This is a genomic window from Hyphomicrobium sp. (assembly GCF_019744875.1).
Taxonomy (GTDB): Bacteria; Pseudomonadota; Alphaproteobacteria; order Rhizobiales; family Hyphomicrobiaceae; genus Hyphomicrobium_C.
On record NZ_JAIETU010000002.1, the window covers coordinates 405,438 to 430,549 of the forward strand.

16 protein-coding genes are annotated in these 25,112 nt (G+C 66.0%); 7 read left to right on the plus strand and 9 right to left on the minus strand.

The window, feature by feature from the left end; translation table 11 throughout:
• Nucleotides 1-2: 2 nt before the first annotated feature.
• Both alaS and recA read right to left on the minus strand, forming a co-directional pair.
• Nucleotides 3-2,693, minus strand: coding sequence for an alanine--tRNA ligase (gene alaS / locus K2Y42_RS02040; RefSeq protein WP_291147892.1), 2,691 nt, complete (start codon nt 2,691-2,693; stop codon nt 3-5).
• 342 nt (nt 2,694-3,035) lie between these two features.
• A complete protein-coding gene (gene recA, locus K2Y42_RS02045) occupies nt 3,036-4,181 on the minus strand; it encodes a recombinase RecA (RefSeq protein WP_291147894.1) in 1,146 nt (381 codons plus the stop codon).
• Nucleotides 4,182-4,424: 243 nt separating this feature from the next.
• Between recA and K2Y42_RS02050 the strand changes: the two genes are divergently transcribed.
• Complete coding sequence (locus K2Y42_RS02050) at nt 4,425-4,733, plus strand: hypothetical protein (protein ID WP_291147896.1); 309 nt, start codon at nt 4,425-4,427, stop codon at nt 4,731-4,733.
• A gap of 47 nt (nt 4,734-4,780) precedes the next feature.
• Here K2Y42_RS02050 and K2Y42_RS02055 read toward each other — a convergent pair whose 3' ends face one another.
• The 3 genes from K2Y42_RS02055 to K2Y42_RS02065 form a co-directional block, all read right to left on the minus strand.
• Nucleotides 4,781-7,042, minus strand: a complete 2,262-nt coding sequence (locus K2Y42_RS02055) for an autotransporter outer membrane beta-barrel domain-containing protein (protein WP_291147898.1) — start codon at nt 7,040-7,042, stop codon at nt 4,781-4,783.
• 229 nt (nt 7,043-7,271) lie between these two features.
• The gene (locus K2Y42_RS02060; RefSeq protein WP_291147900.1) at nt 7,272-7,709 is read right to left on the minus strand and encodes a cupin domain-containing protein; all 438 of its coding nucleotides are present in this window, start codon (nt 7,707-7,709) and stop codon (nt 7,272-7,274) included.
• 39 nt (nt 7,710-7,748) lie between these two features.
• The gene (locus K2Y42_RS02065; RefSeq protein ID WP_291147902.1) at nt 7,749-10,271 is read right to left on the minus strand and encodes a PAS domain-containing sensor histidine kinase; all 2,523 of its coding nucleotides are present in this window, start codon (nt 10,269-10,271) and stop codon (nt 7,749-7,751) included.
• Nucleotides 10,272-10,540: 269 nt separating this feature from the next.
• Here K2Y42_RS02065 and K2Y42_RS02070 point away from each other — a divergent pair, with 269 nt between their 5' ends.
• Nucleotides 10,541-10,927, plus strand: coding sequence for a flagellar biosynthetic protein FliO (locus K2Y42_RS02070; protein ID WP_291147904.1), 387 nt, complete (start codon nt 10,541-10,543; stop codon nt 10,925-10,927).
• 67 nt (nt 10,928-10,994) lie between these two features.
• Nucleotides 10,995-13,646 carry a DUF3772 domain-containing protein gene (locus K2Y42_RS02075; protein WP_291147906.1) on the plus strand — a complete coding sequence of 884 codons (2,652 nt, stop codon included), beginning with the start codon at nt 10,995-10,997 and terminating at the stop codon, nt 13,644-13,646.
• A gap of 51 nt (nt 13,647-13,697) precedes the next feature.
• Here the strand turns inward: K2Y42_RS02075 and dksA are convergent, their stop codons facing one another.
• Nucleotides 13,698-14,063, minus strand: a complete 366-nt coding sequence (dksA, locus tag K2Y42_RS21240; RefSeq protein WP_366512356.1) for an RNA polymerase-binding protein DksA — start codon at nt 14,061-14,063, stop codon at nt 13,698-13,700.
• A 688-nt stretch (nt 14,064-14,751) separates the two neighbouring features.
• On the opposite strand from dksA, the gene K2Y42_RS02085 reads away from it, so the two are divergent.
• Both K2Y42_RS02085 and K2Y42_RS02090 read left to right on the plus strand, forming a co-directional pair.
• A complete protein-coding gene (locus K2Y42_RS02085; protein ID WP_291147909.1) occupies nt 14,752-15,627 on the plus strand; it encodes a MoxR family ATPase in 876 nt (291 codons plus the stop codon).
• 127 nt (nt 15,628-15,754) lie between these two features.
• Entirely contained in the window at nt 15,755-15,940 is a 186-nt protein-coding gene (locus tag K2Y42_RS02090) for a hypothetical protein (RefSeq protein WP_291147911.1), read from the plus strand.
• Nucleotides 15,941-16,187: 247 nt separating this feature from the next.
• Here K2Y42_RS02090 and K2Y42_RS02095 read toward each other — a convergent pair whose 3' ends face one another.
• On the minus strand, nt 16,188-17,909 hold the full coding sequence (locus K2Y42_RS02095; protein WP_291147913.1) for a methyl-accepting chemotaxis protein: 1,722 nt from the start codon (nt 17,907-17,909) through the stop codon (nt 16,188-16,190).
• 661 nt (nt 17,910-18,570) lie between these two features.
• Here K2Y42_RS02095 and K2Y42_RS02100 point away from each other — a divergent pair.
• Nucleotides 18,571-20,025, plus strand: coding sequence for a YcjX family protein (locus tag K2Y42_RS02100; RefSeq protein WP_291147915.1), 1,455 nt, complete (start codon nt 18,571-18,573; stop codon nt 20,023-20,025).
• Nucleotides 20,022-21,008, plus strand: a complete 987-nt coding sequence (locus K2Y42_RS02105) for a TIGR01620 family protein (protein WP_291147917.1) — start codon at nt 20,022-20,024, stop codon at nt 21,006-21,008. Before K2Y42_RS02100 ends, K2Y42_RS02105 begins: the two co-directional genes overlap by 4 nt.
• A gap of 18 nt (nt 21,009-21,026) precedes the next feature.
• On the opposite strand, the gene mdoH is transcribed toward K2Y42_RS02105, so the two are convergent.
• Nucleotides 21,027-23,000: a glucans biosynthesis glucosyltransferase MdoH gene (gene mdoH, locus K2Y42_RS02110; RefSeq protein ID WP_291147919.1), complete on the minus strand. Its 1,974-nt coding sequence runs from the start codon at nt 22,998-23,000 to the stop codon at nt 21,027-21,029.
• Complete coding sequence (locus tag K2Y42_RS02115) at nt 22,997-24,568, minus strand: glucan biosynthesis protein G (RefSeq protein ID WP_291147921.1); 1,572 nt, start codon at nt 24,566-24,568, stop codon at nt 22,997-22,999. Before K2Y42_RS02115 ends, mdoH begins: the two co-directional genes overlap by 4 nt.
• Nucleotides 24,569-25,112: the final 544 nt, after the last annotated feature.

Here is a 25,112-nt window from a genome sequence, read left to right on the forward strand (position 1 = left end):
GACTAGGCGCCGAGGCGCGCCTCGATGGCAGCCAGGGCTTCGTCGGCTTTGCTGCCGTCCGGGCCGCCGGCCTGGGCCATGTCGGGCCGGCCGCCGCCGCCCTTGCCGCCCACCGCTTCGGAGCCCGCGCGGACCAGATCGACGGCATTGACGGCGCCCGTCAGATCGTTCGTCACGGCGACGACGATGCCGAGCTTGCCATCGGCGGAATTGTTGGCGATCGCGACAACGCCGGAGCCGACCTTGGCGCGGCCGTCGTCGGCCATCGCCTTCAGGTCCTTCATCTCGACGCCGGCGACGGAGAGCTTCAGGAACTTCTTGCCGGCGACTTCGACGATCGCGGGGCCGCTCTCCTTGCCGCCCCCGCCGCCGCCAAGAGCGATCTGCTTCTTGGCGTCCGCGAGCTGGCGTTCGAGCTGCTTGCGCTCTTCGACCAGGGCCTTGAGGCGTTCGACCAGATCCTCGGGGCGCGTCTTCAGAACGCTGGCGGCTTCCTTGACGCGCTGATCGGCGTCGACCAGGTAGGCGCGAGCGCCGTCGCCGGTCAGTGCCTCGATGCGGCGCACGCCGGCGGAGCTCGCGCTTTCGCCCACGACCTTGACCAGTCCGATGTCGCCGGTGCGGCGCGCATGCGTGCCGCCACAGAGTTCGACCGACCAGGCTTTGTTGCTTCCGGCATGGGCATCGCCCATCGACACGACGCGCACCTCGTCGCCGTACTTCTCGCCGAACAGAGCCATGGCACCCGACGCCTTTGCGTCTTCCAGCGCCATCAGGCGCGTTTCGACGGCGCTGTTCTGCAGCACGATTTCGTTGGCGAGCTTTTCGACGGCCGCGATTTCCTCGGCGCTCATCGGCTTCTGGTGCACGAAGTCGAAGCGCAAGCGGTCCGGCGAGACGAGCGAGCCCTTCTGCGCGACGTGCGTGCCGAGAACCTGGCGCAGCGCCTCGTGCAGCAGATGGGTTGCCGAATGGTTGGCGCGCGTGGCGGTGCGGCGGGCGTGATCGACAGCCAGCTCGACCGCCTCGCCCGACTTGAAGCTGCCCGCCTCGACGCGGCCGACGTGGACGAAAAGATCGCCCAGCTTCTTCTGCGTGTCCGTGACGCGGAACAGCGCCCCCTTGGCGCCGCGGATGACGCCCTGGTCGCCGACCTGGCCGCCGCTCTCGCCATAGAAGGGCGTCTGGTTGAGGACGAGCACGCCCTCCTCGCCGGCCTTCAGGGTCTTGACGGGCTTGCCGTCGCGCACGAGCGCGCGGATCTCGCCCTCGGCGGTCTCGGTGTCGTAGCCGAGGAACTCCGTTGCGCCGGTCTCTTCCTTGATCTCGAACCAAATCTCTTCGGTGGCCGCTTCGCCCGAGCCCTTCCAAGCCCGGCGCGCTTCGTCCTTCTGCTTTGCCATGGCGGCGTCGAAGGCTTTGACGTCGACGGTGATGTCGCGGGCGCGGAGCGCGTCTTCCGTCAGGTCGAGCGGGAAGCCGTACGTGTCATAGAGCTTGAAGGCCACGTCGCCCGAGAACGTCGCTCCCTGGGTAAGCCCGCTGGAGGCTTCGCCCAGGAGCTTGAGGCCGTTGCCGAGCGTTTTCTTGAAGCGCGTTTCCTCGAGTTTCAGCGTCTCGGCAATGAGCGCTTCAGCGCGGCCAAGCTCGGGATAGGCCGCACCCATCTCGCGCACGAGCGCGGGCACGAGGCGGTACATCAGCGGATCGACGCAGCCGAGCTGATGGGCGTAGCGCATGGCGCGGCGCATGATGCGGCGGAGCACGTAGCCGCGTCCCTCGTTCGACGGCAGCACGCCGTCGGCAATCAGGAAGCTCGTTGCGCGCAGGTGGTCGGCAATGACGCGTCGCGCGACCTTGATGAACTCGGGTCCGCCCTCGACGCTGCTCTCGCGGCTGCCGGCCTTTTCGGATTCCTGGCGGATGGCCGCGATCAGGTTCTTGAAAAGATCGATCTCGTAGTTGTCGTGCGTGCCCTGGAGCACGGCCGCGATGCGCTCGAGGCCCATGCCGGTATCGACGGACGCCTTCGGCAGATTGACGCGCTCGCCCGAGGGGAGCTGCTCGAACTGCATGAAGACGAGATTCCAGATCTCGATGAAGCGGTCGCCGTCGGCGTCGGGCGAGCCCGGGGGGCCACCCGGGATCTTGGGGCCGTGGTCGAAGAAGATCTCGGTGCACGGGCCGCAGGGGCCGGTGTCGCCCATCTGCCAAAAGTTGTCCTTCGTGGCGATGCGGATGATCCGGTCGTCGCCGAAGCCGGTCAGCTTCTTCCAGATGGCGTGGGCTTCCTCGTCCTCGTGATAGACGGTGACGGTGAGGCGCTTCTTGTCGAGGCCGAAGTCCTTGGTGATCAGGCGCCAGGCGAACTCAATCGCGTCTTCCTTGAAGTAGTCGCCGAACGAGAAGTTGCCGAGCATCTCGAAGAACGTGTGGTGGCGCGCGGTGTAGCCGACGTTGTCGAGATCATTGTGCTTGCCGCCGGCGCGGACGCACTTCTGAGACGAGGTGGCGCGCACATAGGGGCGCTGCTCCTGGCCGGTGAACACGTTCTTGAACTGCACCATGCCGGCGTTGGTGAACATCAGCGAGGGATCGTTGCGCGGCACGAGCGGCGAAGAGGCTACCACCTCGTGGCCCTCGCTCTTGAAGTAGTCGAGGAACGCCCGTCTGATCTCGTTGACGCCAGTCATTCTGATTCCTTGAAGGCTCAGGCCTTGAAAAGCATTGGAAGCGGTCCGCTCACCGGTCCCGGCGGCGCGCGGCTTCGCGGCGGGCGAAACCATGCATCCTGGCCGAAGGCCGGCTTCCCACGCTGCACCACACACCGATTGTCAGGAGTGACGTGGATCCCGCCTCCGTCAATCGAGCGACGACGGAGCATCGGGCGCGTGGCGGCGAAAAGCCCCCTTGCGAGCGCCTTTCCGCCATTGGCCGCTTTTAGCGGTCGGTCTCGGGACTGTCCAGAAAGGCAAACGGCGCAACCCCCGGTTTCGAAGGCTGCGCCGCGCTGATTTCAGGCTTGCGAGGGAGCGCTAGCGCTTCCCGGCCCGGCCGGCGCCCTTGCGGGCGGTGTCGGCGCTGGCCTCGGGCAGCACGCCGTCCTCGTCCGGCTCCTCGCCCTCGGCGTTGGCTTCGGGTTCGGACAGCATCTTGTCGACGATCAGGCCGGCGCTGGCACGAATCGCCTTCTCGATGGCCTCGGCGATCTTCGGGTTCTGCTTGAGGAACAGCTTGGCGTTCTCGCGGCCCTGGCCGATGCGTTCGCCGTCGTAGGAGAACCACGCGCCGGACTTCTCGATGACGTTGGCCTTCGACCCGAGGTCGATCAGCTCGCCCATCTTGGAGATGCCCTCGCCGTACATGATGTCAAACTCGACCTGCTTGAAGGGCGGGGCGACCTTGTTCTTGACGACCTTGACGCGCGTCTGGTTGCCGACCGTTTCCTCGCGCTCCTTGATCTGGCCGATGCGGCGGATGTCGAGACGCACGGACGAGTAGAACTTGAGCGCGTTGCCGCCCGTCGTCGTTTCCGGATTGCCGAACATGACGCCGATCTTCATGCGGATCTGGTTGATGAAGATCACCATCGTGCCGGACTTCGAGATCGACGCCGTGAGCTTGCGCAAGGCCTTGCTCATGAGGCGCGCCTGCATGCCGGGCTGCATATCGCCCATTTCGCCGTTGAGCTCGGCTTCGGGCGTCAAAGCGGCGACGCTGTCCACAACCAGCACGTCGATGGCGCCGGAGCGCACCAGCGTGTCGGCGATTTCCAGCGCCTGCTCGCCCGTGTCGGGCTGCGAGACGAGCAACTCGTCGATCTTGACGCCGAGCTTGCGGGCATAGGCCGGGTCGAGCGCGTGCTCGGCGTCGACGAACGCGCACACGCCGCCCTTCTTCTGGGATTCCGCGATTACCTGCAGCGTCAGCGTCGTCTTGCCGGAGCTTTCGGGGCCGTAGATCTCGACCACGCGGCCCTTCGGCAGGCCGCCGATCCCAAGGGCGATATCGAGGCCCAGCGAGCCCGTCGAAATCGCTTCGATATCCATCTTGTCGTTGGCGCCAAGACGCATGATCGAGCCTTTGCCGAAGGCCTTATCGATCTGCGCCAACGCCGCTTCGAGCGCCTGCTTCTTGTCCATCTTTCCCCCCTCGACGACGTGCAGCTCCGGCTTGGTCATGTGCGCACCTTATGACATGTTAACGATTGATGAGCGACTCGACGTGTTGCCTTGTTTGTACCCTATTTGTTCTCACCCGTCTACTGTTCCGTCCACGGGGGCATTCGGAGACGCTGGCCGAACGCGGGACGTGGCGGGCCAAGACCGGCCGATACGCTGCTCGTGAGACCCCGATCGAGCCCCCATTCGAGACAGTTCGAGGCCGGGATGTAACGGCCTCTTAGGCGTTGCATGGGACAGTGTGTGATCTTTGGCTTTAGCCGGTTCGCCGCCCGCTTGATCGACGCGCTCACAACAGCCCGCAACGGGATGCTTTCGGCCTCGGCGAAACTCGGGGCTGCGGCGCAGGCTATCGCCACTCCGGAAGACGCTGCGGGGGCGCAGGGCACGCAAAGCTCCACCAGCGCGCCGCGGATCGGCTACCTGCCGTTACCGGGCGACATCGAGGGCATGACCTCGATGATGGAAGCCGAGATGGCGTTCAAGGCCAATGCAGCCGTGCTGAAAACGGCCGCCGACATGATCACGGCGCTCTACAAGGCCATCGACTGACCGGCCCGCTTCACCGATCTCATGAACACCTCTCCCTCGCCTTACACTCAGAACGGGATCGCAGCCTTGGCGCCGACTGCGGACGAGGTCGTGTCCTCTGCGAAACGCCCGTCGTAGGTGAGCTTCAAGTCGACGCCATCGACGGTCAGAATGTCGATGCCGGCCGTGACGTCGAAGTATGCGTCGTCGAACGACTGCGAGGTCGTGAAGAACTGGCCGGGAGCCGCAACGAAGCTCGCCGTCACGTCGAATGTCGCGTCGTCCAGGAACGTGCCGCCGACGCGCACGAACGGCCGATAGAGGATGCCGCCGGAGCGGATCTCGGTGCCGACCTCGATGGCGGGGCTCGCGGACAGCACCCAGGTGCCGTCGCCCTCGACAGCGAGGTTGGCGCCGCCGCCGCCCTGCTCGGTGAAGTCCTTGGTGGCGACGTACGTCGCGTTGAAATCGACGAGAGGCTTTGCGTACCAGCCCTGCGACAGGCCGAAGAGGTAGCTCAGGCGCAGGTTTGCGCCCGCAAGCCACATCTCGCGGTCGCTCGTCGCGGGCCCCAGTCCGCCAAACAGCGTGCGCTCGGAATCCGCCCAGCCATATCCCGCAAAGCCGGTCGCGGCGGCGCTGAAGTTACCCCAGCGGTTCTTCAGAACGACGGCGCCTTCGAAGCTGTCGCGATCGGTGCTCGTGCCATTCGCGGTGTCCAAGGTGGCGGCTTCGTAGGAGCCCGCGAAGCCGAGCCGCCATTCGTCACGAAGCGCCACCTGAACGCCGCCCGAGAACGCGTACGACTGATCCTGGCCACCGACGTTGCTGGAAGTCGTCTCCCAGTCGTTGCGGCCCGCGCCGAACTTGGCCCAGTAGCATTCTCCTTCGACGATCAGGCCGGGGCTGCCTTCGAGCTTGGGGCAACTGTTCACCGCCTGGATGAAGCCGTTCGTCGATTGCCAAAGGCTCTTGTAGTCGGCCACGAAAGCTGTCGGCGACAGAACGCTTCCAAGGAGGTACTGCACCGACGCGGCACTGGCGTCCAACAGCGTGTCGTTCAAGAAGCGAATAGCCGGGCTGCCCGCCTCCGCCCCATGCAAGATGCTTGCGACCTCGGTCTGATGCTCCGTGAGCACCACAGAGGTGAGATAGTTCATGAGTGGGAGGCGGTTCCAGCTCAGCACGAGTTGGTCGCCGCTCGTGGGGAGTGTCATGAGCGAGGTGACGTTGTAGCCGCCGGACCCGTCCGACACGTACAGGCGCGTCGACCAGTTCACCCCGTCACCGACCATCGATGGCGTCGCGAGGACGTAGTTTCCGCAGCAGTTGGCCAGGTCGTAGCGGTAGTAGGTCGCGCCGCCGGAGGATCCGGGGACGACGGCCAGCGCATATTGCCAGCCGTTCTGGGTCAGCGACGTGACGGTGTTGGTCAACGATCCGCCCGAGGTCATGATCACGGCCGAGCCGGAGTTGCCGATCGCGCCGGTGCGGTTGACGACGACGGCGCCTGCGATTTCGGCGGTGCCGGACACGGCGATCCGGTCGGCGGATGACGCGCCCTTCAGCGTCGTGAGATAGGCGGCGCTGGCGTACTGATCGTAGTCGCCGGTGAAGGTCGTGGTCTGGACGCTGTTGCCGCCACCCGGAGAGATCACGCCGTAGTTTTCGAACGAATTGCCGGCGCCGACCGAGAAGGTAGCGCCCGATTCGACCAAACCGCCCCAGAAGTTCACGAAGCTGTTGGCGCCGGAGCCAAGGGCGATATCGCCTTTGACCGTTCCAACGTTGACCACCACGTCGTTGCCGGCCGCGGTTTGAATTCCGCCGTTCAGTTGCGCGCCCGCGAAGTTCAGGATCTGGATGTCGCCGTCGAAACTCGACACGCGTCCGCCGACTTTTCCGAAGTTGCTGAAGACGAGATCGCCCGTCTCGAGCTTCACTTCGTTGCCGACAGTGCCGCGATTGATGAAGCTGTAGCCGTCCAACAGCGTGCCGGAGTTGTTGGCACTGAAGGTGAAGCTACCCGTGATCTTGCCTGTGTTGGTGACGGAATAAGGGGCGCCCGTGTAGTTGAAGGCGGAAAGAGTGTTCAGAGTGCCCGCGTTGGTGAACGCGTAAAAGACCTGAGCGAGATCGGCGGTGCCTTTGAAGGTATCGGGCGCGTAACAGACAATGCCGCCAGTGACCGACTCGCAGCCTGCTGCGTCCGCCGTCGATATCGGCGCGCAGATCGACAGAACCGCAAAGATTGCGGCTGCGTGCGGGCGCAGAAACGGGCGATCGCAGACTTCAGCCCGGCGGGGCTGCTGCTCCGTGTAGCGGATCATTCGGGCTCTCAGGTTTGACGGCGAGACAGCGGATCACGCACACGGCAGAATCGACTTCTGCTCTCGACGTTAACAAACCTTACCAATTCGTTTACGGAAAAACGGATCATTGAAATCAGCTATTGGCGAGAAGTCGCGCGCGCGCATCGCGTGGCGATTCTCACGGCCGAAGCGGTGCTGCTGCGTCGATCTCGGGTGATGCGTCACCGCGGGGGTGCGGCCGGTTCCGTCAAACCGCGGTCAGGCGCGCCATGGCTTCGTCGGCGATCGCTTCGAGCTCGGGCAACAGGACCACGCTCTCCTGCTCGTTAGGGTCGGTGCGCGCAATGACGGCGGATGCAGGCTCGCCACTCAGGTTGACGGGCAGGTGCGGCACGCCGGCCGGAATGTAGACCAGATCGCCCGCCCGGTTGGTCATGCGGTGCTGCAGGCGATCGCCGTAAAGCGTGACGACCTCGCCCGCCAGCAGATAGACCGCCGTCTCGTGGTTTTCGTGCAGGTGCGCCTTGGCGCGCGCGCCGGGCGGGATCGTCAGCAGATGCATGCAGATGGCCTTCGAGCCGACCGTTTCTGCGGCAATGCCGCAAAAGTAGGTCAGGCCCTGCTTGCCGTCGTAGGTTTCGTCGGCGCGCACCACGCGGCACATCGGGGCTTCGGCATCGCTCATTTCGGCCTCCAGAACTCCGCGCCCAGCGCCGAGCCTTCGCTAGAGCGCGAGCTGCTCCTTCACCTTAGCCGCCAACTGCGGCAACGAGAACGGCTTCGGCAGGAAGGCGAACTGCTCGTTCTTGTCGAGGCTGGTCTCGAAGGCTTCGTGCGGGTAACCGGAGACGAAGATGATCTTCAGGTCCGGGTTCTTCTTGCGCAGCGCCTTGAGCAGCGTCGGCCCATCCATCTCGGGCATCACGACGTCGGAGACGACGATGTCGACTTTGCCTTCGTTGGCGGCCATCACTTCGAGCGCTTCGACGCCCGTCGTCGCCTCAAGAACCTCGTAGCCCTGGCGGCGCAGCGCGCGCACCGCGAACGAGCGCACGATGTCCTCGTCCTCGACGAGCAGCACGCGGCCGGAGCCGGTGAGATCCTGGGGACGCTCCTTCTTGGTCGACTTCTGCGCGACGAGCTCGTCCTCGTTGCCCGGCATGTAGCGCGGCAGGTAGACACGGAAGACGGTGCCGCGGCCCAGCGCGCTCTCCGGATAGATGAAACCGCCGGACTGCTTGACGATGCCGTACACCGTCGAAAGGCCGAGACCGGTGCCCTTGCCGACGCCCTTGGTGGTGAAGAACGGCTCGAAGATCTTGGCCATCACGTCGGGCGGCATGCCGGAGCCGGTATCGCTGACCTCGATCAGCACGTACTCGCCGACCGTCATGCCGTGGTTGGACAGGCGCTGGCTCTCGCGCTCGGTGACATTGCGGGTCACGATCGAGAGCGTGCCGCCTTCAGGCATGGCATCGCGCGCATTTACGGCCAGGTTGATCACGACCTGCTCGAACTGCGTGCGGTCTGTTTTCACGTACCAGAGATCGCGGCCGGACGGCATCTTGAGGTCGATGGTCTCGCCGATCGAGCGCTTGAGGAGCGGCGACAGATCACCTAGCACCTCGCCGAGCTGGAGCGGCTCCGTCTGCAGCGTCTGGCGGCGCGAGAACGCGAGCAGCTTGGCCACGAGACCCGCCGCGCGCACAGCGCTCGAGCGGATGTTCATGATGTCCTTGTGGGCGGGATCGCTCGGGCGATGCGTCTGCAGCAGCAGATCCGAGAAGCCGATGATGGCGGTCAGCACGTTGTTGAAGTCGTGGGCGATGCCGCCCGCGAGCTTGCCCACGGCCTCCATCTTCGAGCTCTGCGCGAACTTGGCTTCGAGCGCCTTCTGCTCGGTCGCGTCGATCAGGTAGAGGACGGCAGCTTCGCGCGCATCCTTGGCCTGGGTGAGCGGAGCAAGGTAGACGCGGCGCGAGAACTCGCTGTCGGGGCCGACCGTGATGTCGATTGGCGTCGCGCCCGCCGTACCGGCCAGCACCTGCTTGATGGCACCTTCGACCGCTGCCAGCGTGTCGCTTCCCGCCTGCCGGCACAGCACGGGGGCCGCCAGGGAGCCGACTGCCGTCAGCCCATCGGGAATCATGCGTGCGAAGGCGGCGTTGACGCTCATCAGGCGGCCGTCCGGGCCGAGGGTTGCCATGCCGAACGGAGCCGACTGGAAGAAGCGGGCAAACCGGACTTCGGCGGCGCTCGCTTCGTCCTCGGTGCCTGCTTCGCGGCGGTAGGCGGCGATCAGCAGGCCGCCTTGCGCATCGCGGCGGGCGAAGAAGCGCAGCGGCACCTGGGTGGTCTTGTCGATCCTGACATCGAGATCGACGCCCTGGCCGGTCGTGTAATAGGCGGCCGCCGCGTTGACGATCAGCTCGACGCCTTCCGGAGACACGATATCGGCGAGTTTCAGATTGCGCTCGGACAGCGCGGTCGGCTCAAGGCCGAGCCAGCGCAGCAGCGTGGCGTTCAGACGGCGCACGACGCCACGGGAATCGACTTCGAGAAGGCCCGCGGGGGCGCTGTCCAGGCGCTCGAGCGTTGCTTCGAGCATGGAGACGGTGTTCGCCTGGTGGGCCCGGTCGAGCGTCACGTCGGCGACGGTCCACAGCATCATGGGGCCGAGTTCGCGATCGTGGCCGGGCACGCTGCAGGCGCGATGCGACACGCGCAGCAGGCGCGGCGGGCGGCCCGGCGCGGCAAGCTCGATCTCCTCGCGCCAGGGCTCGCGGCGCGAAGCTGCGCGCTCCAGGCGGAAGTAGGCGGCGGTGGCGCGGGCGTCGCCTGCAAACAGGGTTTCCAGCGCCTTGACCTCGCCACCTGCCGTGAGACCGACGAGATCGGCGAGCGTCTTGTTGGCGTACATGGGGCGGCCGTCGCGACGCGTGACGAGGATGCCGTCGTCGAGGCTGTTGGCGAGGGCGCGCACGAGATCGTCGTCGCGCACGCGCTCACCGATGCGCACGTGGCCGGCGACGTAAGCGAAGACGGCGGCAAGCCCGAGCATGGCGAGGACGGAGAGGATCGTCAGCAGCAGCGGCTCGCCCGCGGGCGATGCGACAAGCGCCAAAACCAGCGCGCCGGCCGCGACCGAGGCTGCGATGATCGGGACGATTCCGGCTTCCTGGCCGCCGCTCAGGGGCGGGGCTGCCGATACGCCGGCTTGGGGTGGTCGGACATTGCTCTCACTCATGAAGGCGAAAGCTATCTGATTCTCAGGGGTGACCGCCCGGGAAGCCTGCATGGATGTACTGAACTCTTACGCTAACGGTTACGCTCGTGTCCGGGGCCTCTGCGCCGTCGCCGGAAGCCCCGCTCAGAGGCCGCCCGGCGCCCGTGTTGCTGCGCCCCGTCACACCCACACTTCGATCATCAGAGTTAAAATGGAATGAATTCCACGCTATAGGGAAACCGCGAAACGCGCAGAGGAAGGACTCTCGGGGGTGCCCGAGTGGCAGGAGCATGTTGGACATCGTCTACTATCTTGCGGTCGTAATCGCCCTCGCCGTCGCGACGATCGGGGGCGCATTCGTCGTGCGGAACTATCTCTCGGGGACGAGCCCGGGGCAGGCCGTCAGTGGGCTGTTCGGCCCCAAGCCCGAGCGGCGCCTTTCGATCACCGAACAGTTCAACATCGACGGCCGCCGCCGGCTCATTCTCGTGCGCCGTGACGGGGTCGAGCACCTGATCATGACGGGCGGGCCTGTCGACATGGTGATCGAAACGGGAATCGGCGGGCCGGAGGCCGGAGCCGAGAGCGCGGCGGCCAGCAAATCCACGCCTTCGCTTTCGCCGCCCGGCGCACCTTCGCCCGGCACGGTTTCGTCGCGCACCACGCTGCGCCCTTAAGCGCTTTTTCGTGCGGGGCGGCCGCACATTATCCGCCGCCCGCGCGGTTCATTCACAAGGACGATTTATGGTTTTGGTTCGGCACATTCTGCGGTTCGCCGTGCTCGCGCTCTCGCTGCTGGCGGGCGCGGGCGTGGCCGTTTCTCAGACCGCTCCGTCAGCGCCGGCCGCTTCGCCCTCCGCCGCCGAGCCGCCCGGCACCGCCCCGCCAGCGTCCCCGCCGGCCGTGCCGCCCGCCCCGGCCGAGCCTGCGCCCCCCGTTCTGACGGATGCGGACCTCAAAGAAATTGCCGACGTGCAGCGCCCCGTCGACCAGCTCAAGGCCGACATGGACCGGCTCGAGAAGGCCGTCACGAACAACCTCGACAACGATCCTGAGCTCACGCTCCTGAGCACCCGGCTGGTCGCCGTGTTCGACGGCGCAAAAGCTGCGCGCGACGCTATCAAGCCCAAGCAGGAAGCCCTGCGCCAGCAGGTCGAGCAACTCGGCACGACACCGGCGAAGGACGCCGCGCCGGAAGCGGCAAACGTCACGGCGGAGCGGGCGCGGCTCAATGCGAAGGCGGCCGAGTTCGACGGCGCGCTCAAGAACATCGAACTCATCGTCGTGCGCGCAAACCAGCTTCGCGACACCCTGCAGCGGGCGCGCCAGGATCTGTTTGCCTCGCATATCCTGCAGCGCAGCCCCTCGCCCGTGACGCCCGCGACGTGGGACACGCTCGCCGACGACCTGCCGAGCGCTGTGCGGCAAGTGGGCTCGGCGATTTCCGACTGGTGGTCGCTCGCGTCACGGCGGGGCACGGCGCTCGCCGCGCTGATCGGCGGCGTAGTGCTGCTGCTTGCGGTTTCGATTGCGCTCGTGCGGCGCTTCCTCGCGCATCGCCTCGACGGTCCGCGCGAAAAGCCGCCGAGCTTCTTCACGAAGGCCGTAACCGTCGGATGGATGGCGCCGCTGCTGGCGCTGCCCGGCCTCGTCGCGCTGTCGGCGCTCGCCGGCGGGCTCGAGAGCTTGAATCTGCTGGTTATGGAAGTCGGCAAGATCGCGCATGCGGCAGCACCGGCGCTCCTGGCTTTCATCGTCGCATCGGCGCTGGCCCGCGCCATCCTGCAACCGCGCCGCGCGCACTGGCGGCTCGTCGATCTTTCGACCCCGGCGGCGCACCGGCTGTCGCGTATCATCATGGGGATCGCGGCCGTCTTTTCCGGCGACCTGATCCTCCAACAGATCATCGCACGGCTCTACCTGCCGCTGCCGCTCTCGATCATGGAGACGGCGCTGGCGAGTCTCGCGATCGGGCTCCTGATGCTGCAGATCGTGCGCGTGCCGTTCGATCCGCTGCCGCGCGCGGCGCCGGCCGACAAGAGCGTGCCGATCTCAGAAGGCGCCGCCTCCCCCGCCGCCGTCACGACGTCCTCTCCAGCGGCCGTCGATGCGGTCGTCTACGACGACACGTCGCTGCTGCGGCCGCAGATTCTCAAGGTGCCGATCCTGCTGGCCGCGCTCGCGATCCTCGCGACCACGCTGTTCGGCTATATCGGATTGGGCCGCTTCATCGCCCAGCAGGTGATCGTGACGGGCAGTGCGATTGCCGTCGTGCTTGTGCTGCATCTCGCCATCCGCGCGCTGCTCGGCGCTCCGGGCTCGGGCATCAAGCCGCTCGCGACGGTGCTGGAGGAGCAGACCGGCCTCGATGAGACGCAAAGCCGCGTGCTGACGCGCGCCTTCTCGGCCCTGCTCAACATTGCGCTCGCGCTCGCCGCCGTGCCGCTGTTCCTGATCACGTGGGGCTACACGCTGAGTGAATCGCTCTCCTGGGTGCGCGCGGCGGTGCTGGGCTTCCAGGTCGGCGACTTCCGCATCTCGGTGGCGCGGATCATGCTCGCGGCGCTGCTGTTTCTCGCGCTCGTGTTTGCGACCCGGCTGCTGCAGCGCTGGCTCGACAAGGACGTGTTCCGGTCGCCGCGCATCGACCAGGGCATCGCCAATTCGGTGCGGACCGCGGTGGGCTACGCCGGTTTCATCCTGGCGGCGCTGGTGGCGGTGTCCTACGGCGGGATCGACATCACGAACTTCGCCATCGTCGCGGGCGCGCTGTCGGTCGGTATCGGTCTCGGCCTGCAGTCGATCGTGAACAATTTCGTGTCCGGCCTGATCCTCCTGGTCGAGCGTCCGATCAAGGTCGGAGACCGGGTTTCGGTCAATGGCCTCGAAGGCTTCGTGCGGCGCATCTCAGTGCGGTCGACGGAAATCGAGACGGCGGAAAAGGCGAGCCTGATCGTTCCCAACTCGGCGCTCGTCACGTCGACGGTGACGAACTACACGCATCGCAATTCGCTCGGCGCCGCAACCGTCCGCGTCACCGTCAGCTCGAAGTCGGATCCCGAGCAGGTTCGCCGGATGCTGGAGCGCGTCGGCAAGGACTGCCCGATGCTGCTGCCGCATCCGGCGCCATCCGTCGCGCTCGAAAACCTCAGCATGAACGGGTTCGAGTTCTCAGTCGGAGGCGTCACGCCGGACGTGACGAAACTGGCCGCCGTGCAGAGCGATCTGCGCTTCCGGGTCATCAAGGCGCTGCGGGAGGCCGGCATCGCAATGGCGCATGCGCAGCAGGACGTGCATCTGCGCGATCTCGACGGCGTGAAGATAATGCTGATGCGGCTCGCCGAGGAACGGGCGCGCGCGTCGGCGCCGGACAGCAAGCCGGAACGCGAAAGCTGAGGCGGCCTTGCGGCAGCCTCAGCTCTTTGGTGGATCAGTCTTGTTCGTGGATCAGTCTTCGCGATAGACGCGTTCGCGGCGCTCGTGGCGCTCCTGCGCTTCGACGGAGAGCGTTGCGATGGGGCGGGCATCGAGCCGCTTGAGGCCGATGGGCTCGCCCGTCTCTTCGCAGTAGCCGTACGTGCCGTCCTCGATGCGGGCGAGCGCCGCGTCGATCTTGGCGATCAACTTGCGCTGGCGGTCACGGGCGCGCAGCTCCAGCGCGCGGTCCGTTTCCGAGGTCGCGCGGTCTGCGAGGTCGGCGTGCTGCGTCGAATCCTCGTGCAGTCCAGCCAGCGTCTCGCGGGTCTGGCGGATGATCTCCTCCTTCCAGGCCGTGAGCTTCTGGCGGAAGTAGGCGCGGTGCTTCTCGCTCATGAACGGCTCGTCCTCGGAAGGGCGATAGTCCGGCGGGACGACGATGGTGGAAGCCACACCCGCTTTGGCGGTGAGCTTCTTGTCCTGGGTCTTCTCGATGGCGCGGGTCCTCGGTTTGTTCACAGGCACGGATTTCGCTACCGCTTTTACGGGAGACTTGCTGGCTGCGGATTGGTTTTTTGCAGGCGTTGCCGCTACCGTGCGCGCGGGCTTGGCCTTCGCGGCGGCCTTGGTCGCAGCAGCCTTGGCCGGCGACTTGGCGACGGTCTTTGACTTGACGGCAGCTTTTTTCGAAACGGCCTTCGATTTGGCCGACTTCGCCGTGGCTCGTTTCGTCATTCGTGGCCTCCGATAATGGGCCTGCCTAAGGTCGCTCTGCCGCCGCCGCTCCTCGCTCGTGTCAACCGTACCGAAGTGCGGCGACGCTCTCTTGGCGGCAGCGACCTCTTCTGTCAAGAAAATCCGCTGCTTAACTGTTAAACGCTTCACGGGCCTCGAAGGGTCAAGCTGCGGATATTTCGACCGATTTGGGCTCGTTCGTCTGCCAGCGGAGACGCTTGTCCCCAGCAACTTTCCGCCCGACGGCGCCTTCGGCCCCCGCAGGCCCGATTTCCCGCGTCGGGACGCCGCTTGCGGGCCGGGGGCGACGCTTCTATGACGGCGTTCAGCAACGACGGAGACAGCCGCCATGGCCAAATCGGGCGCGGACACGGGCACGCAGCGATTCGAGGGTACGGACCGCTATGTCGCGACGCGCGACCTGACCGTGGCCGTCAACGCCGCCGTCACGTTGCAGCGGCCGCTGCTGATCAAGGGCGAACCGGGCACCGGCAAGAGCGTGCTGGCGCAGGAAGTCGCCCGCGCGCTCGGCGCGCCGCTGATCGAGTGGCATATCAAATCGACCACCAAGGCCCATCAGGGGCTTTACGAGTACGACGCCGTCTCGCGGCTGCGCGACGGGCAGCTCGGCGACGAGCGGGTGCGCGACATCCGCAACTACATCCGCCGCGGCAAGCTGTGGGATGCGTTCGTCTCCGAGACGCGGCCCGTGCTGCTGATCGACGAGATCGACAAGGCCGACATCGAATTTCCGAACGATCTCCTGCAGGAGCTCGACCGGATGGAATTCTACGTCTACGAGACGAGCGAGACGGTCGTGGCGCGCGTGCGCCCCATCGTGATCATCACCTCGAACAACGAAAAGGAGCTGCCGGACGCATTCCTGCGCCGTTGCTTCTTCCACTACATCAAGTTTCCCGATCCAGAGACGATGGCGCAGATCGTCGAGGTGCATTTCCCGGACCTCAAGGGCCGGCTGGTGTCGGAAGCGCTCAAGGTCTTCTACGATCTGCGCGACATGCCGGGCCTCAAGAAGAAGCCGTCGACGTCGGAGCTGCTGGACTGGCTGAAGCTGCTGCTCAACGAAGACATCGACCCGGCCGTGCTGCGCGAGACGGAAAGCCGGAAGATCATTCCCCCGCTCGCGGGCGCACTGCTCAAGAACGAGCAGGACGTGCACCTGTTCGAGCGCCTGGCGTTCATGAGCCGCCGCAAGGGCGATTAACGCCGCATCAACCTTGACGCGGGATTTGGCGGATTGGGGCGGGCTTAGCCATCCGCATTAAGACAACCGACACAGGATCCATGGCACGCTGCGGGTCGATTGAAGCCCGTCATCGAAAGTGCGCGTCATGAGCCAGTCCTCCATTCGCAACGGTTTTCTGTTTGCGGCCATCCCGCTGCTGCTGCTCGTCGCGCTGCCCTCGGCCGGCTCGCAGGACGCCGTTTCGGCCCGTGGCGACGGCGAGGTTCGCCTCGAGCTCGCGTCGCTGAAGTCCGAAGCGCGCTCGCTCACGCTGCACATCGACGGTCCCTGATCGCGCAGTTTTCCATCGATAGTTTCTCTCTCGACGAGTTCTCCCTCGACGACGAGAAAAGGCCGGAGCGTGTGACGCTCCGGCCTTTTTTATTGGTTCAATGGTCGAGAGACTGAGGTGCTTGCGACTGGCGGGCACGCAGTGTCGAATCCACCGCCTTGCCCAGTACATGATTGCCTGAAGCGCTCGGCAACCGACCTTAGGTCCCGGGCCAAATCCATATTTCGATGCGACCGCGCGACCGCGATCAGGCGGCGGCAACGCCTGCGAGGAAGCGTTCGATCCGCGCGCCCAGCGCCTTCGTCTGCGCGCTTACGTTGGCGCTGGTCTCCAGCACCGCGCGAGCCGAATTGAAGGTCGACGTAGCTGCCTCGGTCACGCCGGCAATCGTCTCGCTGACATGGCGGGTGTCGCCTGCCGCGTGATGGACGCTGGCGTTGATCTCGGATGTCGCTGAGCCCTGCTCCGTTACGGCGGCGGCAATCTGCGTCGTGATGCCGTTGACGTGGCTGACGCGGGCTGCGATCTCGCCAATGGCGCGGACGGCCTCGTCTGTCGCGATCTGGATCGAGGTCACCTGCTCGGAAATGCTTTCGGTCGCCTGCGCGGTGCGGGTGGCGAGCGTCTTGACCTCGGTTGCAACGACGGCAAAGCCGCGCCCCGCCTCGCCCGCGCGTGCGGCTTCGATGGTGGCGTTGAGGGCCAGCAGGTTGGTCTGGCCCGCGATCTCGCGGATCAGGGTCACGACCTGGCCGATCTCCTGGGCCGACGCGAGCAGCTCCGACATGCGTTCGTTGGTGGTGATGGTCATCGAGCTCGTGTCACTGACGTTGGCGAGCGCGACCGAGATCTGGTTGCCGATTTCGGAGATCGACGCCGTCAGCTCCTCGGCGGCCGCGGCCACCGTGCCGACGTTGGCGGAGGCCTGATCGGACGCGGAGGCGACGAACTGCGCCTTGTCGCTGGTGCCGGCGGCAATGCCCTGCAGGCCGTTCGCCGTGCGATCGAGATCTGCGGCCATCACGGACAGCGCCGCGATGGTCTCGGCGGTGTCAGACTTGAAAGAGTCGATGAGGGATTCGAGCGCTTCCTGGCGGGCCATCGTGCGATCCGCCTCGCGTTCACGCTCCTCTTCGAGCTTGGCGCGTTCCAGCGTGTTGTCGCGGAACACCGAGACAGCGCGTGCCATTTCGCCGATTTCGTTGTTGTATTCGGTGTACGGGATGTCGCCCTTGGCATCGTTGCGAGCCAGGCGGTCCATGACGGCTGCGAGGGTCGGGATCGGCTTCATGAACCGGCGGGACATGAAAAACCCGGCGACGGCCATCAGCGGAAGCAACAGACCGGACGCCAGCAGGATGCGCTTTTCAAGAGCCGCGGCCAGCTCATAGGCCGCCGATTGCTCGGTGCCCGCAAACAGGATGCCGATGACGTTCGACGCGCGGTCGACAATCGGGAAATAGACGGTGAAGTACTGGGTGCCCAGAATGTCGGCGGCGCCGTTGTAGGGCTTGCCTGCCATCACCGCGTCGTAGGCGGCGCTGCTCTGGCCGAGCCACGTGCCGACCGCCCGGCCGCCGTTCGCCGTCTTCACGGTTGTCGACGTGCGGAGAAAGTCGCGCTTTGCGGCATCATACGTGAACAGCGTGATCGGGTCGTCGGCCATACGCGTGATGGATTCCACCAGCGCGAAATCCGTGTCGGCCGGGATCTTGTCCATGACGATCTTCTGGACGCGCCGATCCGCCCACACGACCTCGGTCGAGGGATTGGTGGTGCGCAGCAGCTCGGCGCCGATGCGCAACGAGAGCTGCTGGCTTTCGATCGCCTTCTCTTTGGCGTCGTCCGTCAACTGGACGTGCACAACGGCCATCAGCCCTGCGGTCGCGACCAAGACGGCCGTGATGGTGAGCAGCGAAATCAGGGTTTCGATCCGAACTCGCGCGGTTAACGAACGCATCGCACTCATGGGAAAGCCTCTCACGTGCCACGACTTGTGGAACTTGGTTTGCCCAATATTACTTTTGTCGTATGAACTTTTCGTTTCAATTTAAGTTAAGTTTTATTAGTCAATCATCTGATCTAGATTGTTTTTGTCCCGATTATCGGCGGTACATTTGGTAAGGCCGGACGGTTGGGGCTTTTCCATCACGGCGTCCCGGCATTCTCAACGTCATGCCCAGGCAATATGGGTTGCAGCCGCAAAGCTACCCAACTGCTGTCGTCCAGTGCCCGCCATCCGAGGCCCACGGCGACCCGCGACACACGCGAATCCGGGCCTCCGGAAAAGCGCTAGGGGGCCACGGACCGCATCTGACACATGAACGGCACCTGACAGTGCATTTCAGGGCGGGTTCATTGAGCGAACCGTAAACATTGCATCGTACCCTGCCTGGCAGTCAGCCGGAGCGGGGCCGGTGGAGAAAGACATGCTCGAATTCATGAGAAGCGCGACCATCGTCCTTATGGGATTGACCGTGATCGGTGCCGGCGTCGTCGTCGTTTTCTACGGGTGACACCGCATGCCCCGCGGCGCGCCTGACACGCAGCCGGCGCGACCACCTGCCCCAGCGCTCCTTGCAGGGCGTGTTTGCGCCGCCTAATTAGGGGAACCCAATGAGAGGTTCCCTTTGGCCGCGCGCGACTTACCGCAAACCCTCACCGACAGCCTCGCCGAAGCCGGTCAGCGTGTTGCAGACCTGTTCACGCCGTCGCTTCGCCTCGGCGTGACGGGGCTTTCGCGCGCCGGCAAGACGGTCTTCATCACGGCGCTGATCCGCAACCTCACACAGGGCGGGCGGTTGCCGTTTTTCACGCCCGTCGCCGAAAGGCGCCTTGCGTCCGCGCACCTCGATCCACAGCCCGACGACCACGTCCCGCGCTTCGATTACGAAGGCCACATCGGCGCGCTTTCCGCAGATCCGCCGGACTGGCCCGAAAGCACGCGCCGCATTTCCGAGGTGCGTGTCGCGCTCACGTTCGAAAGCGCCCATCCTCTGCGGCGCGCGCTTGGATTGCGCCGGCTCAATCTCGACATCGTCGACTATCCGGGCGAATGGCTGCTCGATCTCGCGCTGCTCGACCTGTCCTACGACGCCTGGTCGCGGGATGCGCTGGAGCGCGCGCGCCTCGGCGTGCAGGGCGAGCCCGCGCGGGACTGGCTGGCCTACGCCGGCGCCATCGATCCTTCCGCGCCAGAGGACGAGCAGGTGGCGCTCGACGGGGCGCGACGCTTCACCCACTACCTGCAGGAGACGCGGCGGCAGTCGAAGGTCGCGACCCTCGGGCCGGGGCGCTTTCTCATGCCGGGCGAGCTTGAAGGATCGCCGCTGCTGACGTTCTTTCCAATCGAGCTGCCGGACGGCGCCGCCATCGAGCGCGGCAGCCTCGCGGCGATGATGGCGCGGCGCTACGACAGCTACGTGCAGCATGTGGTGCGACCTTTCTTTCGCGATCACTTCAGCCGCCTCGACCGGCAGATCGTGCTCGTCGACGTGCTCGGCGCGCTCAACGGCGGCGCGGACGCGATCCGCGAGCTCGAACGCACGCTCTCCTCCGTCATGACGGCGTTCCGGCCCGGGCTCGCGAGCTGGCTGCAATCGCTGATCGGGGCGCGCCGCATCGACCGGCTGCTGTTTGCGGCCACGAAGGCCGACCATGTCCATCACACGAGCCACGACCGGCTCGAACGCATCCTCGCGCTCCTGACCGAGCGCGCGGCGGCGCGATCCTCGGGTGCAGGCGCTGAGACGCGCGTGATGGCGCTCGCGGCGTTGCGCGCGACGCGCGAAGCCGAGGTGCGGGAGGGGCGGACGACGCTGCCCTGCATCGTCGGCGTGCCGCTGCCCGGCGAGACGGTGGGCGCCGAACGTTTCGACGGCAAGCGCGAGGTGGCGCTCTTTCCGGGCGACCTGCCGGAGGATCCCGCGGCGGTGTTCTCTGGCGACGTATCGCTCGGCGTCACCTTTCCGCGGTTCCGGCCGGCGCGCCTGTTGCCGGTCACCGGCGCCGGAGAAACGCCCGCAGCGCCGCACGTCCGCCTCGACCGCGCCCTCGACTACCTGATCGGAGACTGGCTGGCATGAGCGACATCCGAGGCCCGCGCGTCTTTTCGACCGACGATCCGAAGGTCGTCAGTGCGCCCTCGCTTCCGCCCGACGACGACACCGACGACACGGCGCCTGATGGGCCCCGCACGCCGCCGTCGCGGGGCGCGAGCCTCGGCGGGATCTTTCTCTCGGCGGTGCTGGGCCTCGTGAGCCTCACGCTGGCGGCGAGCTTTACCGGGTTCATCACGACGGCGCTCGCGCGTGAAGATTGGATCGGATGGACGGCGACCAGCCTTGCGGGCATCGCGGCGCTCACGGGCCTCGTGATCGTGCTGCGCGAACTGATCGGTCTCGTGCGTCTCGGGCGGCTGACGCGTCTCAGGCGCGACGCGGATGCGGCATTGCGCACGAACGACCGCGCACTCGAACGCAAGACCGTCGCGGCATTGACGGCGACGCTGCGCGGGCGGCGAGAGCTGGCATGGAACGTCTCGCGGCTTGACGCGCATGCGGGCGACATCCGCGATCCCGGTGAGCTGCTGCGTCTGGCCGACCGCGAATTGATGGCGCCGCTCGATGCGGCCGCGCGCCGTCTCGTGCTCAAGAGCGCCAAGCGCGTGCTGGTGGTGACGGCGATGAGCCCGATGGTGTGGGTGGCGATGCTCTACGTGATGGTGGAGAATGTGCGCATGCTCAAGGGGCTCGCTGCGACCTATGGCGGGCGCCCCGGCGGGCTCGGCGCGCTCAAGCTCGGCAGCCTGGTCGTGGGGCACATCGTGGCGACGGGCGGGCTGGCGATGACCGACGACCTCGTCGGCCAGTTTCTCGGCCAGGATCTCATGCGGCGCTTGTCGCGGCGGCTCGGGGAAGGCGCGTTCAACGGGGCGCTGACAGCCAGGATCGGCACCGCCGCAATCGACGTGACGCGGCCAATGCCTTTTCTCGATACCGATCCGATCCGCGTGCGCGACCTGCTTCCGGAGCTGCTGCGCCGGGAGGCGAAGGCGTCGAAAACTTAGCGAGCTAAATGCTGGCGATCAGGCGGCCGTCGCCAGTTCCCGCTGCGGACCGGCATCGGCGGTGTCTGCGAGCCAGCGCTCGCGCCAAAGCCCCGTATGGCGGAGCGCGCGCAGCTCGATCGAGGCGGGCGAGCGATCGACCGGCGTCGACAGCACGACGTTCATGGCGGGGCCGGCGACCTGCGACGTGTACCAGTTCAAAAGGCCCGACAGGACGAGACCGAGCACGACCGGCGCCATCCACACGAGCAGGCCGGGCGACGTTTTCCAGCACACGATGGTGACGATGATGCCGACCACCATGTGGGCTCCATGGAATCGCATGGCAGCGGCGAGATCCATGTGAGCGCCGTCGCGGCGCTGCGCTTTCCAGCCGGCATCGCGACCGAGGAAGATCTGCAGCACCGACGAGGTCTGCGTCATCATCATGATCGGAGCGAAGAGCATCGAGAAGACCGTCTCGGTCGCCACGCCTGCAACCGCGCGCGGCAAGCCGAACAGCTCGCGGGCGCGCTGCGCGCGCTTCAGCTCGAGCGCGAGACCCAGCGCCTTCGGCAGCAGGACGACCGCCATCGTGCCGAGGAACAGCCGCATGGCGGCGCCCGGATCGATCATCGGCCAGATTGGGAACAGCGTCTTGGCGTCGGTGAAGTAGCTCGGCAGCAACTGCTGGCCCTGCAGGGCCAGCACGAGGCCGACGACGAGGGACGCGGCCCAGATCGCCGAGACGACGTAGGCCATGGCGCCCATGAAGAGATGCAGGCGGCCCATCGGCGGCACGCCGCGGCGGAAAAGCAGTGCCAGATGCTGAAGGTTGCCCTGCGACCAGCGCCGGTCGCGCACAATCAGGTCGGTCAGCGCGGGCGGCATGCTTTCGAAGGAGCCTTCGATGGAGGGCGCCATGTGCACGCCCCAGCCCGCGCGCTGCAGCAGCATGGCCTCGACGAAGTCATGGCTCATGATGTGGCCACCGAACGGCGGCGGACCCGGCAGCGCGGGCAGGCCTGCGGAGCCGGCGAAGGCGCGCGTGCGAATGATTGCGTTGTGGCCCCAGTAGTTGCCCTGGTCCTTGCCCCAGAAGGCGAGGCCGGCGGCGGCCGAGGGGCCATAGGTATTGGCGGCGAACTGCATCAGCTTCTGGAGCAGCGTGCGGCCGCCGATCAGCTTCGGCACCGTCTGGATCAGGCCGGCCGAGGGATCGCTCTCCATGGCGCGGGCCAAGCGCACCAGCGCGACGCCGGACATGATGCTGTCGCCGTCGAAGATGACAAAATTCTCGTATGCGCCGCCGAAGCGCTCGACCCAGTCCTTGATATTGCCGGCCTTGCGGCCCGTGTTCTCGATGCGGCGGCGATAGAAGATCTTGCAGTCGCCGGCGAGCGCCTTGGCGAGGGCGGCGTAGGCGGCTTCCTCGCGGGCGCCCTCCTCGGCTCCACGCGTGTCGGACAGCACGAAAATGTCGAACGCGTCGTTGCGGCCGAGCGACGTCAGTTCCTCGACGATGGCGGAAATGGTGCCGGCGATTGTCGCCGCTTCTTCGTGGTAGACGGGAAAGAGCAGCGCCGTTCGCCGATTGAGCGGGCCGTCCGCGTCGGGAATACGGATTGTGTCGGCGGTCTCGCCCGCGAAAAGGGGAAGAAAGCCCAGAGCGGCCGACAGCGTACCAACCGCGATCCACGCGAACGTGATGGTGGACAGCACGAGGAAGAAGAGCTGGAACGGCGTCATCTGGACGAACGACAGCACGCCGTAGAGTTCATAGGCGAATGCGGCCGTCATCAGGGCCGCACCGAGGAAGACGGCGGTGCGCGGAATAGAGGGTCCGCGACGCTTCGGCCACAAGCGCGGAGGGCTCGCGGAGAAATCCTGCTCCGGCATTCTTAACGGCGATGGCGCAGGAAGGAGCGACGGATCGCTCGCATCGTGATGGGAACGGGGTGGCGTCTCGGCATTCACCGGCGCGGCGCCGCGTTCGACGTCATCAAGGCTCATGCTGGGGTCCATCGATAGAGCCAATTCTCGGAAATCAGCTGATCCCCAAGCTTCAGGCCTAAACGCAGTTCGATGAGCTCGGTTCCCGCGGTATTGAGTTCGAACTTCACGCGGATTCCTTGCACGTCCGGATTACGCTGCACGCTCAGTTTGGACGTCGCACCACTGCTGGCGACGAGATCGGCAACCGGCAGCTCGCGCGCGTCGCGCGCCGCGGGGCCTACGAAATCGACAACGAACTGAAGGGTGTCGGGGCTGCGCGCGGCGCCAACCTGCGTCTTGCCGACCCAGGAGCCCGCCCACACCGCCGGCACGTCCTCGCCCCAGGACATGCGGTAGGCATAGTTAAAGCGCTTGCCCGGCTCGATGACGTTGGCGGGCTTCCAATAGGCGACGATGTTGTCGTGGATCTCTTCGGCGACCGGGATCTCGATCAGCTCGACATAGCCATCGCCCCAGCTGCCGATGGGCTCGATCCAGAGCGTCGGGCGGCGCTCGTAGCGCGCTTCCAGGTCGTCGAAGTGGGCAAAGTCCCGGCTGCGCTGGCAGAGGCCGAAGCCCTTGAGGTTCTTATCCACGAAGGCGCTGGTCTGCAGCATCTTCGGATTGGCGAGCGGACGCCACAGGCGTTCGCCCTGCCCGTTGATGACGGCAAGGCCCTCGCTGTTGTGCACGGCGGGGCGATAGTCGCGTCCGAACCGGCGCTGCTGGGGGCCGTGAAGATACATGCTCGTGAGCGGCGCGAGACCGACGTGCGAGAGCGGCTTGCGCGGAAACAACGCTGCTTCGACATCGATCGTCGTGGCACTGCCCGGCCGCACGGTGAAGCGGTAGGCGCCGGAGAGGCTTTCGCTATCCAGAAGCGCGTGGATGACGATGTGGGGCTGGCCAGGCGCCGGCTTCTCGATCCAGAAGCCGCGGAAGAACGGAAACTCCTCGCCACCGGGACGCGCCGTGTTGACGGCGAGCGCACGCGCCGCAAGACCGAACTGCTGGCCGCGGCCCATCGACTTGAAGTAGCTCGCGCCCTGGAAAGAGACGAACTCGTCCAGGACGCCCGCGCGGTTCAAAGCACCGGAGAGGCGAAAACCTGAAAATCCGAAGGGAGCCGTGTCGGGCGCCTTCTCGATGGAGGGCCCGATGGAAAAGTTTGCGCTGTTGGCCTTGAGGGCGCGCGCCTTGTCGCCGTCGACGATCCAGATCTCGACCGGCACATCGTAGAGCCAGCCCATCGCCAGCAGTTGAAGTTCGAAGTCGAGGTTCTCGCCGCGCCAAATCGCGCTCTCGTGGCGGAAGCGAATGTCGCGGTACTGCTCTGCGGTGAGCGCGTTGAACGGCTCGGGAACCTCGTGCGGGGGTTTGGCAAAGGCGCGCGACGAGAGATCCTCGGCAAGCTTCTGCACATGGCCGGCTGCAAACGACTGCCCAGGATCTTCCGCGGCCTGCGCAAATACATCGGTCGCGTTGAGAAGGCTGTCCGCCAATGCGGCAACGGCCACGAGGGCGCTCGTTCCGAGCAGCACGCCGCGCCGGTTCAGGCTCGCCCCAGTCGCTGGTACGTCATTCATATAGCGTTCGTTCCGGAGAACCCCCTCGCCGGTTTTTGCCGCGTCGTCGTTGTCCCCAGATCAACCAGCACATCTCGCACCAACTGATCGGGGGGCTCTGACGTTCCCCACGTGGCAATCCGGCCATTCAGGCACGATTCAATAAAACCGCGCCGTGGAAGGGCGATAGCGTTTAATTGTGGCAACATTAACAGGTAGGTCGGAGCTGGCCTGCTCGGCTCCTCGGCGGCGAGGCCTCCAAGCCGCAGGCTCCGGCCACGCACTATTGCCCGCGTACTTTTGTGCGCCGCAAAAACAATAACCTGAGCCGTGGACGTCTCGCAAGGATCGCCCAGCGATATTTTTGCTAGGGCTCGCCGCCGCACTGGATCAGCGCCGCTTTAGATTGTACATGCTCACGTGCTGCCGGAGGTTGCGAGACCAAGGCAAGGAAAAGTGCCCTGCCAGACGGGCGATGGATCGAGGCCGTGGCTGGGCAGAACGCGCGCTTGGCGGTGATGAAGCCCGCCTCCGACCGGCTTAGGGAACCATGGCAGACGCGCCA